The sequence below is a fragment of the Vibrio lamellibrachiae genome (assembly GCF_050337265.1).
Lineage (GTDB): Bacteria > Pseudomonadota > Gammaproteobacteria > Enterobacterales > Vibrionaceae > Vibrio > Vibrio kyushuensis.
Window position 1 is genome coordinate 101,551 of sequence record NZ_JAKJSU010000010.1, and the last position, 13,717, is coordinate 115,267.

General features: G+C 42.7%; 13 protein-coding genes. 9 read left to right on the forward strand and 4 right to left on the reverse strand.

Going from position 1 to position 13,717, the window contains the following annotated elements:
* The first annotated feature begins 61 nt into the window (after window positions 1-61).
* From msrA to L4C54_RS17240, 8 genes are all read left to right on the forward strand, one after another.
* Window positions 62-688, forward strand: a complete 627-nt coding sequence (gene msrA, locus L4C54_RS17205; protein WP_428809261.1) for a peptide-methionine (S)-S-oxide reductase MsrA — start codon at window positions 62-64, stop codon at window positions 686-688.
* Window positions 689-820: 132 nt separating this feature from the next.
* The gene (locus L4C54_RS17210; RefSeq protein WP_428809138.1) at window positions 821-1,372 is read left to right on the forward strand and encodes a YtfJ family protein; all 552 of its coding nucleotides are present in this window, start codon (window positions 821-823) and stop codon (window positions 1,370-1,372) included.
* A 172-nt stretch (window positions 1,373-1,544) separates the two neighbouring features.
* The gene (locus L4C54_RS17215) at window positions 1,545-1,844 is read left to right on the forward strand and encodes a DUF2607 family protein (protein WP_428802635.1); all 300 of its coding nucleotides are present in this window, start codon (window positions 1,545-1,547) and stop codon (window positions 1,842-1,844) included.
* 45 nt (window positions 1,845-1,889) lie between these two features.
* Window positions 1,890-2,651, forward strand: coding sequence for a zinc uptake protein ZrgA (gene zrgA / locus L4C54_RS17220; RefSeq protein ID WP_428809262.1), 762 nt, complete (start codon window positions 1,890-1,892; stop codon window positions 2,649-2,651).
* Between the two features lie 70 nt (window positions 2,652-2,721).
* Window positions 2,722-3,438: an ABC transporter ATP-binding protein gene (locus L4C54_RS17225; protein WP_428802637.1), complete on the forward strand. Its 717-nt coding sequence runs from the start codon at window positions 2,722-2,724 to the stop codon at window positions 3,436-3,438.
* Entirely contained in the window at window positions 3,435-4,694 is a 1,260-nt protein-coding gene (locus L4C54_RS17230; RefSeq protein ID WP_428809139.1) for an ABC transporter permease, read from the forward strand. The genes L4C54_RS17225 and L4C54_RS17230 overlap by 4 nt, the downstream gene beginning before the upstream one ends.
* An 8-nt stretch (window positions 4,695-4,702) precedes the next feature.
* Window positions 4,703-5,209 carry a DUF3299 domain-containing protein gene (locus L4C54_RS17235; RefSeq protein WP_428802639.1) on the forward strand — a complete coding sequence of 169 codons (507 nt, stop codon included), beginning with the start codon at window positions 4,703-4,705 and terminating at the stop codon, window positions 5,207-5,209.
* Between the two features lie 298 nt (window positions 5,210-5,507).
* Window positions 5,508-6,410 (forward strand): TIGR03899 family protein, encoded by a 903-nt coding sequence (locus tag L4C54_RS17240; protein ID WP_428809140.1) that lies wholly within the window; start codon window positions 5,508-5,510, stop codon window positions 6,408-6,410.
* A 17-nt stretch (window positions 6,411-6,427) separates the two neighbouring features.
* Here the strand turns inward: L4C54_RS17240 and cysC are convergent, their stop codons facing one another.
* The 4 genes from cysC to cysD all read right to left on the reverse strand — a co-directional run bounded on the left by cysC (window position 6,428) and on the right by cysD (window position 11,246).
* Window positions 6,428-7,051 carry an adenylyl-sulfate kinase gene (cysC, locus tag L4C54_RS17245; protein WP_428809141.1) on the reverse strand — a complete coding sequence of 208 codons (624 nt, stop codon included), beginning with the start codon at window positions 7,049-7,051 and terminating at the stop codon, window positions 6,428-6,430.
* A 30-nt stretch (window positions 7,052-7,081) separates the two neighbouring features.
* A complete protein-coding gene (locus tag L4C54_RS17250; protein ID WP_428802642.1) occupies window positions 7,082-8,806 on the reverse strand; it encodes an SLC13 family permease in 1,725 nt (574 codons plus the stop codon).
* Between the two features lie 86 nt (window positions 8,807-8,892).
* The gene (gene cysN, locus L4C54_RS17255) at window positions 8,893-10,320 is read right to left on the reverse strand and encodes a sulfate adenylyltransferase subunit CysN (protein WP_428809142.1); all 1,428 of its coding nucleotides are present in this window, start codon (window positions 10,318-10,320) and stop codon (window positions 8,893-8,895) included.
* 17 nt (window positions 10,321-10,337) lie between these two features.
* Complete coding sequence (cysD, locus tag L4C54_RS17260) at window positions 10,338-11,246, reverse strand: sulfate adenylyltransferase subunit CysD (RefSeq protein WP_428809143.1); 909 nt, start codon at window positions 11,244-11,246, stop codon at window positions 10,338-10,340.
* 486 nt (window positions 11,247-11,732) lie between these two features.
* Between cysD and cpdB the strand changes: the two genes are divergently transcribed.
* On the forward strand, window positions 11,733-13,694 hold the full coding sequence (gene cpdB / locus L4C54_RS17265; RefSeq protein ID WP_428809144.1) for a 2',3'-cyclic-nucleotide 2'-phosphodiesterase: 1,962 nt from the start codon (window positions 11,733-11,735) through the stop codon (window positions 13,692-13,694).
* Window positions 13,695-13,717: the final 23 nt, after the last annotated feature.

Here is a 13,717-nt window from a genome sequence, read left to right on the forward strand (position 1 = left end):
TAGCACTTTTTATTAACCTCTTAATACTAACCAGGTTACATATATTATGAGATCGATCGTGATGAATCCAAAACAAGTGATGGTTACCCCACATGATGCACTACCTGGCCGAGACACTGCATTAGTGCCACCTGTAATGCATTATGTAAATAACACGCCTATTACCGAATCTCCTCAACTTGGTCAACACCAAGTGTTATTTGGAATGGGCTGCTTTTGGGGCGCCGAGCGATTGTTCTGGCCATTAGAGGGAGTCACTAGTACTTCTGTTGGCTATGCCGGCGGTTATACGAAAAACCCGACCTATGAAGAGACGTGCACCGGACAAACTGGCCATACTGAAGTCGTGCGTATTTTTTACGACCCGTCGATCATTTCGCTCACACAACTCCTGACTCATTTTTGGGAGCGACATGATCCAACCCAAGGCATGCAACAAGGTAACGATACTGGCACACAATACCGATCAGCCATCTATATCTACAGTGATGAGCAAGCAGCGACGGTTACTGAATCTAAACAGCAGTATCAAAGCCTTCTTTCTAAGCAAGGTAAAGGCGAGATTACAACCGAAGTACTACCCGCTGGCCGCTTTTACTATGCAGAAGAGTATCATCAACAGTATCTTGCTAAGAATCCTAATGGTTATTGTGGATTAGGCGGTACAGGCGTTTGTTTTCTCAAATAATCTCTCTACTCTGCAACGAATTAGAGTAATTAGACCAAATAAGCCACAGAGTTCACGCCTTAGTTAACTGGATTTCTCTCTTTGATAGGGTTTGGGTATATACTTTTTCGGCCAATCAAAAGGAATATAATAATGAAAAAGAAACAACTTCTTACTCTGATACTTGCTTGCTCTCCATTTCTAACTAACGCTCACAACATCTCTTTGGGTGAACCCGTTAACGATGTTGAGGTTAAAAAGCATGGGGAAATCATACTAACGGATGGCGAAACCAGCTTTCAATCATGGAATAATCAAGCCATGTTAGGCAAGGTTCGTGTTATCCAAGCTATCGCAGGGCGTGGCAGTTCAAAAGAACTCAACGCGCCACTAATGGCCGCAATCACAGCGGCTAAGTTCCCAGAAGATGTATATCAAACCACCACCATCATTAACCAAGATGATGCGATGTGGGGAACAGGCTCAATAGTAAAATCCAAAGCTCAAAACAGTAAGAAAGAGTTTCCTTGGTCATCAATGGTTCTCGATGCTGATGGTGCTGTAGCAGAGGCATGGGGACTAGAAGAAGAGTCGTCGGCCATTATTGTTCAAGACAAAGATGGAGTCGTTGTTTTTGTTCAGGAAGGAGCTTTAGATGAAAGCAACATAGAGTCTATTTTAACGCTTATCCGTGGACAGCTTTAATTAGCCAAACAAAGGAAATTAACAAGCCTTAATCAATACTCTATTATCAGCGATAGCCTTTGTGTTATCGCTGTTTTTCTTAGTGGAATTTTTACTCAAATTACTCTGACATTCATGCCAACAATATTGTTATACTATAACACTTACACTCTACTGGACTGCTCACGTTGCCATGATTCAGCCGATAACAGCTACTCAACGACTGATCTCGCTATGCTCTTTACTTGGAGTATTATGGCTTAATTTCGCATACGTGGAACATCAGTATGATTTTCATCCAGAGCACCATAGCCAACACCAGTGCCAACTATTTTCAGCAGTGGCTAACGGGCTTACACACGCTATGCCCACAGGGCTTGATCAAGTCCTTCTAAGCAGTGCGCCACTTTTCTATATCACAGCGACAATCGTTGTTCCTTTCCATGCTTACTTAGCGCGCTCTCCTCCATTTCAACTAATCTCTTACTATTAGATGTACTATATATATTCAACAATTAAGGATTAGATCCAAATGAAAATGAAGACAACGCTTGCTGTAACTATCGGCTTACTTATGAGTACTCCAATCCTCGCTGATAGCACTTTTCGCCAACATGAAGCACACGTTCACGGCCATGTAGAATTCAATATCGCTCAAGATGCACACGAACTACTGATTGAAGTCACCGCTCCTGGTGCTGATGTCGTTGGATTTGAGCATCAACCACAAAACGAACAACAAAAAGAGACGCTAGCAAGCGCACTTAAAACTTTAGACAATGTAGACAATATTTTCGCTTTAAACGCTGCAGCAAAATGTCATGTTGAATTTAAGTCAGTGACACATACGTTAGGTGGTGATGACCATGACGATCACGAACATCATGACCACGACAAGCATGATGGACATGATGATCACAAACACCATGACCACGATAAGCATGAAGGCCATGACGATCACAAACACCATGACCACGATAAGCATGAAGGCCATGACGATCACAAACATCATGACCACGATAAGCATGAAGGTCATGATGATCACAAGCACCACGACCACGACAAGCACGATGGACATGACGATCATGAAGGGCATGACCATGGCGATCATAATGATGGGCACGGCACTTTCACGATTGAATACCACTTTCACTGTGATGACATAAATAAACTGCAAACTATCTCAACCGATTGGTTCGAACAATTTAAAGGCACAGAATCGATCAGTGTTAACTTACTTACTGACAAAGCACAGTCGGCAACGAAATTAACACCGAAGAACAATACAGTCTCTTTTTAGCCTTCATTATTAAGATATTTTTGCTAGGGTAAGTCACTTGCCCTAGCACATTCACTGATTGGAATTTGAAATGGATAGTACCTTGTCTGATACCGCTAACACGGTAGTCAACATAACGAATTTGCAGTTTACTTGGCCAAATGCTAGCCAAGCGATATTAGATATCCCCGAGTTTTCGATTCAAGAGGGTGAGCACGTCTTTATTAAAGGTCCAAGTGGTTGTGGTAAATCAACACTGCTAGGGCTACTAACTGGCATCAACCAAGTGCAGCAAGGTCAGGTTGATGTATTAGGTACGGAAATTCGTACGCTTAACCCAAGCTTACGTGATAAATTTCGTGCCGATAATATCGGTTATATTTTTCAGCAATTTAATCTTCTTCCATATCTGAGTGTGATTGAGAATGTCATCCTGCCTTGTCAATTTTCTACACAACGAAAAAAACAACTGCAGCAGTCTCCAGAGCAAGAAGCGAAAGAACTCTTAACTCGTTTGCACCTACCACAGGAACTACTCAATAAACCGGTGATTGAGCTGAGTATTGGGCAGCAACAACGAGTCGCGGCAGCAAGAGCCCTGATCGGCTCACCCAAGCTCATTATCGCTGATGAACCAACTTCGGCACTTGACCATGAAAACCGTAGCGCATTTATCGAGCTTTTGATGGAGCAGGCAAACCTTGCTAAATCCACCTTAGTATTTGTTAGTCACGATCCAACACTCGAAGCGCTGTTTGACCGCTCCATTAATCTAAAGCAGTTAAATAAAGCAGGTGAAAACCAATGAAAGCCATAACAAGCCTTGCTTGGAAAAGTGTTCGTAATAGAAAAGCGACAGCAATACTCACTATTTTAACCGTCGCCATTTCAGTCATATTGCTGATGGGCGTTGAGCGTATACGAACTCAAGCGAAAGATAGTTTTGCCAATACGATTTCCGGCACTGACTTGATTGTTGGCGGACGCTCAGGGCAAGTGAACCTACTACTCTACTCTGTATTTAGAATTGGTAACGCCACCAACAACATCGACTGGAAAAGCTACCAAGAGTTTCGTCAACACCGAGCGGTAGACTGGGCGATTCCTATCTCTTTAGGCGATTCACATCGCGGTTTCCGAGTGATGGGAACCAATGACAGCTACTTTGAACATTATAAATATGGAAGTAAGCAATCACTTACTTTCAGTGCAGGTAAGCCATTCAATACTCTTTTTGAAACGGTTATCGGTTCAGATGTCGCAAGATCTCTAGATTACAAGGTAGGCAGCGAAATCATCATTGCTCATGGCATTGGTGACGTTGGATTCAGTCGACACGACAACCTTCCCTTTACCGTCGTCGGTATTCTTGCGCCTACAGGGACACCAGTAGATAAAACGGTCCACACTTCTCTTGAAGCTATTGAAGCCATTCATGTCGGTTGGGAGTCGGGGGCAAACCTAGGTAATGCACCTTCAGCCGAGCAACTAAGCCAGCATCAATTTGAACCTAAGCAGATCACAGCAATGATGCTTGGGCTAAAATCTAAAATTCAAACATTTGCTCTACAACGCCAAATCAATACTTACCCACAAGAACCGTTAAGCGCTATTATGCCCGGCGTTGCTCTACATGAGCTTTGGGGAATGATGTCGGTTGCAGAGCAGGCACTAATGGCTGTCTCAATATTTGTTGTTATCGCAGGCTTACTTGGTATGCTCAGCAGTCTATTAACGAGCCTTCAAGAGAGAAGGCGAGAAATGGCAATTCTCAGAGCGATGGGCGCACGTCCAAAACATGTCTTTGCCCTACTCATTAGTGAGGCAAGCGCACTGACATTTGTTGGTATTTTAGTTGGTGTGAGTGGCTTATATCTCGCCCTAGCAGTTGGACAACCAATAATCCAGCAACAATATGGAATAACCATTACCATGAGTGCGATTACCACCTACGAGTGGACTCTGTTAGGATTTGTTCAACTGGCGGGTATTATCATCGGCTTTATTCCAGCGCTAAGAGCTTACAGACAGTCTCTAAGCGACGGTATGACTATTAGGATTTAGGAATCAATATGAATAAAATTCTCTTAAGCATTGTGTTGTCTCTAGCAGCACTAGTGCCTAACATTGCTACAGCTGCTGGCACAGCTGAAGAAGCGATGGTGCTAAATTGGATAGATTTAGTTCCAGAATCTGAGCGAAATCAATTTGATAATGCGGGCATGCCTGCGCTTGATCACTCTGGCGATGTAATGGCACAGTCAAAAGTTGGGACTGTTCGACCTGAACTTAATAATAGTAAAGTTAAAATTCCAGGTTTTGTTATTCCGCTTGAAGGGGATGCAAATAAAGTCACTGAATTTCTACTTGTACCCTATTTTGGTGCTTGTATTCACGTTCCGCCACCGCCGCCCAATCAGATTATCTACGTGAAGTTTCCTGAAGGTGCACCCGTGCAACAATTATGGGATGTGATATATGTAACAGGAACGTTAAAAACCGAAACAATCAGTCATGAACTAGCAGAAACCGCTTACTTCCTAGAAGGGACTGCTATTACTGAATATGACGACATGTAGCCGTTAACGTAACAAACTGACCTGTCAATCTTCTACTCTATGATAGAAAGCTAGATAAATACGCTAATATCGCCATATATAGCAGTAAGAGTAGAAGGATTGATAGGTGCTTTTTAACTTTATTCTCTTTGATATACTTCATAAGCCCTCTCAATCAATGATAACAACTTTAACAAATTGTTATCATCTTTAATAGTCTCATTTTTTGTACATCATTTAGTCTTTCTCTAGCAGTCCTGCTCATAACACGTTACATTTTAAGTAGTTGTGAAAAAGCTCAGTGGCATGAGGGACATCTATGGCAAGTGATAACAAACCCATCGTTATCGAACATGAACCGACAGGTAACACCAAGAAGCAACAAGAGAAAAAATCGACCTACATTAAAGACAGTGCTAGCTGTGTGCTTAATATCGCTCAAACTTATGGTCTAGACGCGCTTCTGCAAGAAGATCCAGTGGAAAAAACACCACTTGATAGAGCAATGGAAAGAGAGCGAAAAAGGCACGAGCAACGGCAGAAGAATCTCGAACAAATCCTTAAAGCCACTCATGCCGCATGTCGAGATGAAACCGCAGGAAAGCCCGATAGAGATTGGCTATATCGATATTTTGATATGGCACAAGAGATACATAACCCTTCAATGCAAAGGTTATGGGCACAGGTCTTAAAGCGAGAAGTGACGAACCCAGGCTCTACCTCAATGAAAGCGCTCAAAGTGCTACAAGATATGAGTCCAAAAGAAGCTCAGGTACTGCAGAAAGCAGCCTCACTAGCTTGCAGCTTTGGTACCGATAACAGTAAGAAATTATTGGTTGGCTATAAAGCACGTAATGGAATATTTAGCTTTGGTAAACGGGACACCACAACCGCCGTCAATACCGGTAATTTTCAGCTTCCCTATTCGAGTTTATTGGTCTTAATTGAACTTGGGTTACTGCATGGTACTGAGCTTGAATCGGGGGAGATAGAGATCGATCCTCCACTACCATTAAGCTATCAGGGTAAGAATCATTCGCTTCAGCCTCAAACGAAAGGTGTGAGACTGCTTTATTATCGCTTTAGCCCTACAGGTAACGAGCTATGTAAGCTTTTAGGTAATAAACCGAATGCCCAGTATTACGATCAAGTGATCGCACTACTGAGCCAAAAGTTCACGGTGCATACAGATGTGAAAAGTACCATCCATCACACCGTTTAATTCGCCTAACCTCACGTTTAACCCGCTTGAATAATGCCTTGTTTACGAAGTACAGCAAGGCATTGCTCGACTAATTCATCAATAGAAGACTCACCCGCCAGTAGATCAATTTCAGGATTAGTTGGCGCTTCATACACAGAATCGATTCCGGTAAAATTAGTGATCTCTCCTGCTCGAGCCTTTTTGTATAAGCCTTTCGGATCACGCTTCTCACACACATCTAGAGGCGCATTCACAAACACCTCCAAAAACTCTCCACTTGGTAGCATCTCTCGAACTAACTGACGCTCTGAGCGATGTGGTGAGATAAATGCTGACAATACAATAAGCCCAGCATCTGCCATCAGTTTAGACAGTTCACCAATACGACGAATGTTCTCACGACGATCTTGCTCTGAAAAACCAAGATCGCTACATAACCCATGGCGAACGTTATCGCCATCTAACAGATAGGTATGGTAGCCAAGTTCAGCGAGTTTATTTTCAAGCGCACCAGCAACGGTTGATTTACCCGATCCAGAAAGGCCTGTAAACCAAAGCACTGATGGTTTTTGCTGCTTTATTTTCGCTCGATACTCTTTATCAATAACGTGTTGGTGCCACACAACATTTTCATCTTTCTCTGGCGTCAAAGTAGCCATAACTTACTTCCTTAAATTAAAGCTTTAAATTCAAAATGGGAAAAAAATAGGAATTAGGCTTAGTACAAGCACTGAGTACACAATCGAAATTGGGATCCCTATTCTCATATAATCAGTTAATTTGTAGTTGCCCACGCTGTAAACCAGAAGGTTGGTTTGATACCCGTAAGGAGAGATAAAACTCGCGCTTGCACCAAACAACACAGCCATAATAAACGGCATAGGATCGACGTTGTAACCTAGTGCCATACTGTAGCCAATAGGAAAAGCCAATGCGGCCGCTGCATTATTGGTCACTAACTCTGTCAATATTAATGTCATTAAGTAGACTGCGATTAACGCGCCAAATACGCCCCAGCCATTAAAGGCTTCCATAAACATCTCACCCATACGAACTGATAAGCCAGAGGAAAGCATTAGTTGAGCAATTGAGAGGGCAGAGCCAACAATAACCACAATATCAATAGGGAAGCGACGACGAAGCTCATTAATTTTCACAACGCCAAAGGCAAGCAGCACCAGTATGTAAACCAAAAGCCCTTTAATAATGGGAACCAGCTCTAGCAAAGCTAAACCAATGACCAAAGCGAAACCCGCTAATACAAGGCTGGATTTATTGGAATCTAACTTGGCACTGGAATCTAAATCATTAATCAAAACAAACTCACGACGATGCGCACGACGCTCGGTCTCAAAACGCTTACCAGGGACAAGAACCAAAGTGTCACCAGCGGTAAGAACGATATTGCCAAGACCACCTTCTAAGCGCTCGTGACCACGTCGAATAGCCACGACGACCGCATCAAAACGGTCACGAAAATGGCTCGATTTAAGTGTCTTATTACAAAAACTGGCGGATGAACTCACGACCGCTTCAACGAACCCCTGCCCATTCAAGTGATGTTGCCCAAACAGAGTCAATCCTTGTATCTCTTGCAGTGTCGCAACGCTTTCTATGTCTCCACAAAACAGCAACCTATCTTTAGCTTGAAGCACAAAATCAGGCTCAACCGATGGCATGCTCTCACCATCGCGAATCACTTCGGCTAAAAACAGTTTTCTCAGTGCTCGCAGATTATTTTCACTAATGCTTTTGTCCACCAACGGCGAACCCGGCTCGACAATCGCTTCTAAAAAGTAAGGCAGATCATCTTGCGCGTGGTCATCATAGTTAGGTAGCAGGTAGCTTAATGGGATCAGAATAATCACCCCACCCACTAAGACTGCTAATCCAATGAGAGTCGGAGTGAAAAATGTGAGACTAGGCAAGCCAACATCTTCAACAAAACTATTTATAATCAGGTTTGTTGAGGTGCCAATCAGAGTCAATGTACCGCCTAAAATAGCGGCGTATGAGAGTGGAATTAACAACTTTGATGGTGCGTGCTTTTGGTTGCGTTTAATGGCACCAATCAGTGAAACCACCACTGCAGTATTATTGGTAAATGACGATAACAGTGCCGTCGAAATACCCAACTTGGCGACAACTGTGCCTAAACGCCCTTCTGAGATATTTCGGCTAACCCAGCTAATCAATCGTGTTTTCTCAAGCGCACACGACGCCAAAATGAGTAGCACTAACGTTAATAAGGATGAATTAGTGAAATTAGTCGCAATCGAAGTAAGCTCAATCGTTCCTGCCATAAACGCTAAAAATGCCGCGCTAGCAAAAATAATACTCGGCTTTATTCGAGTGACCAACAAGCAGGTGATGATGCCAAGTAGCATCGCCATGACCAATCCTTGCTCCCACATAATCCATCCTTAGATATGATAGTGACTGCTCACTTCATATTGTTACTTATCAAAGTATTTCATTTAAACAGTCACTTACCAAAGCACTATTTTAATAGTTGGCTAAGATCTTTCGCATTCCAGTGTGGGAAGTGCTTACGAACTAGCGCATTTAGCTCTACTTCAAATGCTGAAATATTACCTACTTGCAGCTCAACCTCAGCTAAACTTTCACGCACCAGACCAGCACCTACCGTGACATTGCTAAGGCGATCAATAATGATAAAGCCACCTGTATCAGTACAATCTTGGTAGCTATCTACAGCGACGGATTCCGTGAATGTCCACTCACAAGAGCCAATACCGTTTAAAGGAAGCTCAGCGGCTGAGAAGGTCGACAGATTATTGATGTCATACTGGTAACGAATTGCCTCAACACGGCCTACCGTTTTCTTACCTGCAATCTTAATATCGTACTCACGCCCAGGTTGCAGAGCTTGCTCTGTCATCCACACCACATCCGCAGAAAGGTGATTAGTCGATTCGACTTGAGCACTATCAAGTACGATCAAGTCACCGCGGCTGATATCGATCTCATCTTCCAATGTTAGTGTTACAGCAAGGCCTGCTTGCGCCTCTTCTAAATCGCCATCAAACGTAACAATACGTGCAATTTTCGACTCTTTGCCTGAAGGAAGCGCTTTGATTTTATCGCCAACTTTAGCCGTGCCTGAAGCGATGGTGCCAGCAAAGCCACGAAAGTCTAAGTTCGGACGATTCACATACTGAACAGGGAAACGGAATTCACCTTCTAGTTTTGACCGATCGATATCAACGGTTTCAAGTAACTCAAGCAGTGTTGACCCTTTAAACCAACTCATCTCTTTGCTTGGCGATGCTACGTTCTCACCCTCTAGCGCAGAAAGAGGAAGTATTTGAATATCGGTTTCACCTTGTAGGTTTTCAGCAAACGAGAGGTATTCGTTACGAATTCTTTCAAACGTTTCCTGCGAATAATCGACCAAGTCCATCTTATTCACGGCAACGACAAAGTGCTTAATGCCGACCAAATTAGAGATAAACGAATGACGACGTGTTTGGTCCAACACCCCTTTACGGGCATCAATCAATATAATCGCAACATCACACGTAGACGCACCGGTTGCCATGTTTCTTGTATACTGCTCGTGCCCCGGAGTATCTGCGATGATGAACTTACGTTTTTGAGTTGAGAAATAGCGATACGCTACATCAATGGTAATGCCCTGCTCACGCTCAGCCTGCAAACCATCCACTAATAGAGCAAGGTCTGGCTTTTCACCTGTCGTCCCAACACGTTGGCTGTCATTGTGTACCGCTGCTAGTTGATCTTCATAAATCTGATGAGTGTCATGAAGTAAGCGTCCAATTAAAGTACTTTTTCCATCATCTACCGAGCCACAAGTAAGGAATCTAAGTAATGATTTATGTTGATGTTGATTTAGGTAGCCTTCAATACCAAGCTCAGCCACCTGAGCTTCAATTACATTGTTCATATTCTTTCCTTAGATCCTTAGAAATAACCTTGTCGCTTCTTCAATTCCATTGATCCTGACTGATCATGGTCGATCGCCCGCCCTTGGCGCTCACTCGATGTTGCCACCAACATCTCTTCAATAATGCCAGGCAGTGTATTCGCTTCTGATTCAACAGCACCGGTTAGTGGGTAGCAGCCAAGAGTACGAAAACGAACATACTTCTCTTCAATAACTTCGCCTTCTTGTAGCTCTAAGCGATCATCATCAGCCATGATTAGCATTCCATCACGCTCAACGACCGGACGCTTATCTGCAAGGTAAAGCGGTACAATCTCAATATTCTCAAGATAGATGTATTGCCAAATGTCGAGTTCAGTCCAATTCGATAACGGAAATACTCGGATACTCTCGCCTTTATTCACCTGACCGTTATACGTTTTCCATAGCTCCGGGCGTTGATTCTTAGGATCCCATGTATGGTTCTTATCTCTAAATGAATAAACACGCTCTTTTGCTCGTGATTTCTCTTCATCGCGACGTGCGCCACCAAAAGCCGCATCAAACCCGTATTTATTTAATGCTTGCTTTAAGCCTTGAGTTTTCATTATGTCAGTATGCTTTGAAGAGCCGTGTTTAAACGGGCTACAACCCATTGCCAACCCTTCTGGATTTTTATGAATCAAAAGATCAAAGCCATGTTTTTTCGCTACATGATCGCGAAACTCGATCATTTCACGAAACTTCCAATCCGTATCGACGTGCAATAACGGGAACGGTATTTTCCCTGGATAGAAAGCCTTGCGAGCAAGGTGAAGCATGACCGATGAGTCTTTACCAATCGAGTACATCATTACTGGGTTATCAAACTCAGCAGCGACCTCTCGAATAATATGAATACTCTCAGCTTCAAGTTGCTTCAAGTGGGTTAAGCGTTGTTGATCCATATCTATTTCCTTGTAAGCCTTTAGGCTTAATTTTGTCCCTAAATCTATGGTCAGGATTATATTGAGTTGGCAATAGCACTATTGTTGAAATGAGTATTAGAAAAGATTCCATCTAACCTTTAAGACAAAAGCGTCTATCCTAATCAACAGTAATGATTTTTTGGGGCGGGTTAGAATGTACACAGAATTTAATGTGTCACCATAATCGCATCCATTTTATCTATGAGTGCATTATGACCATCTCTTTATATTACTTGAAATTCTAAAAGTTCATTTTTTATAACAAAAATGGATAAGCAAAATAATCTTCTGATTTTCAAGCACAATTGAAGTTGAACATTGCATTTACATTAGTGAGATCTTGTTGGCAGTTATTTGACCCATCATGCAAGCAGATCACGTTTTAATATAACCACAACACTTTGTTGCACTAGTTTTTGTTACATTAATCAAGATTATTCTTTATCCCCCGTAATGGAGAACAAAATGAAAATGGCAGTGAAACCCCTTTCGATGGCAGTTCTTGGTGGCATGTTAATGATGGCTGGCCCTGTAATGGCCGATACCATCAAGCTACGTATCATCGAAACAACAGATATTCACACCAACGTGATGGATTACGATTACTACAAAGATGCTCCGTCACAAAAAATCGGCCTTGCTCGCACCGCGACACTAGTAAAACAAGCACAACAAGAAGTAAAAAATAGTGTTTTAGTCGATAATGGTGATCTTATCCAAGGCAGCCCAATGGGTGACTACATGGCTGCAAAAGGCATTGAAGCAGGCGAAGTTCACCCTGTTTACAAGGCAATGAACCAGCTTAATTATGATGTGGGTAACATTGGTAACCATGAATTCAACTACGGTTTAGATTTCCTCGCAAAAACGCTTGATGGCGCAAACTTCCCATACGTTAGTGCCAACGTATTTGATGAGAAGACCGGCGATCATTACTTCAAGCCGTATCTAATTAAGACTCACACTTTTAAAGATGTGGATGGAAAAGCTCACGAAATCAAAGTGGGTTACATCGGCTTTGTTCCACCACAAATCATGGTTTGGGATAAGAAGAATCTAGAAGGTCAAGTCTTCGCGAAAGACATCAAAAAGATGGCAGAGAAGCTTGTTCCTGAAATGAAGAAAGAAGGCGCAGATGTTATCGTCGCGATTCCTCACTCAGGTGTTTCTTCTGATCCTCATAAGCTAGGCGCTGAAAACTCTACTTATTACTTGTCAGAAGTAGATGGCATTGATGCAATCGCATTTGGTCACTCTCATGCTGTATTCCCTGGTCGTGGTTTCGACAACATTCAAGGTGTTGATAACGAGAAAGGTACGATCAACGGTGTTACCGCTGTTATGCCTGGTCGCTGGGGTAGCCATGTTGGTGTAATGGATCTAGTTCTAAAACAGCAAGACGGTAACTGGAGCGTGGTTAAAGGCCAATCAGAAGCTCGACCAATATTCGATAAAGCGAACAAAAAATCTTTAGCCAAAGCTGATCCCGGTATTATTGAAGCACTTAAAGACGATCATAAAGGCACTCGTGACTTTGTTAACCAACCCATTGGTAAAGCAAATGACGTGATGTACAGCTTCTTGTCACTGGTTCAAGATGATCCAACGGTTCAAATCGTCAACCTTGCACAGAAAGATTACGTAGAGACGTTTATTCAAGGTGACCCTGATCTTGATGGCATCCCAGTGCTTTCAGCTGCTGCACCATTTAAAGCCGGTGGTCGTAAGAATGATCCTGCTAACTTTACTGAAGTAGAGTCTGGCCAACTAACATTCCGTAACGCTGCTGACTTATACCTTTACCCGAACACGCTCGTTGCGCTTAAAGTGACAGGTCGTGAAGTGCAAGAGTGGTTAGAGTGTTCTGCAGGTCAATTTAAGCATATCGATGCAACAACAACAGCACCACAATCGCTTATCGATTGGGATGGTTTCCGTACTTACAACTTCGATGTAATGGATGGCGTTGAATACAAGATTGATGTCACTATGGCGCCAAAATATGACGGTAACTGTAAAGTTATCAATGCTGGTTCGCAGCGAATTGTTGACCTGACTTACCAAGGTAAGCCAATTAACATGAACCAAACGTTCATCATTGCAACCAACAACTACCGTGCCTTCAGTAACAAATTCCCAGGTACGGGGGCTGATTACATTGCCTTTGAAGCACCAGATGAAAACCGTACTGTTGTTGCTAACTACATCTCTCGTGTAAGCCAAGAGAAAGGTGAAGTAACACCAAGTGCTGATAACAACTGGTCATTTGCGCCAATCAAATCGGATAAAGCGTTAGATATCCGCTTTGAAACATCGCCAAGTGAAAAAGCTGCGCAATTTATCAAAGAAAAAGGTCAATACCCAATGCAGAAAGTCGCAACAGATGATGTTGGCTTTGCTGTTTACAAGATTGATCTACAAAAGTAGATAACAGTTAGATACAGTAACAA